The organism is Spirulina sp. CCY15215 (genome assembly GCF_016888125.1).
In the GTDB taxonomy this organism is placed as follows: Bacteria; Cyanobacteriota; Cyanobacteriia; order Cyanobacteriales; family Spirulinaceae; genus CCY15215.
The window spans coordinates 1-364 of the sequence record NZ_JACSWA010000513.1 but is presented as its reverse complement, the minus strand read 5'-3'; the positions used below and the strand labels follow the sequence as shown (position 1 = coordinate 364).

The 364-nt window shown below is 45.1% G+C and carries 1 protein-coding gene; it reads right to left on the bottom strand.

All coding sequences use genetic code 11. From position 1 onward, the window contains the following. Position 1: 1 nt before the first annotated feature. The gene (locus JUI58_RS17080) at positions 2-301 is read right to left on the bottom strand and encodes a YtxH domain-containing protein (RefSeq protein WP_204105008.1); all 300 of its coding nucleotides are present in this window, start codon (positions 299-301) and stop codon (positions 2-4) included. Positions 302-364: the final 63 nt, after the last annotated feature.

Genomic DNA, 364 nt, shown 5'->3' with positions numbered 1-364 from the left:
TTCAGCATATCCAATCGACCAAGACAAGCGCGGTTTTAACCCGCTTTCGGTGGATTAACCACAGAATCCCCGTCTTTTTAAAGCGGGGAGATGTCAAACCCGCTTCGATGTGAAAACTACTGACGCGCAAACCCAACTCTTCAACCATCGGGAGAATTCGTTTGTAGTCATCAAGTAAATCATCGAGTTTACCCTGTGCAGCCGAGGAAAGGTCAGTTGCTTGTTCTTGAACTTGTTCTTTCAAGTCGTCTGCTTTATCTTTAAAGTTTTGAACAAAATGTCGAGTGCAGTCCCTACCCATAATCTTTGATTTGGGTAGGGTTAGCGAGACCAACAAAGGAAATCGCGAAGCATCCGACTAGAG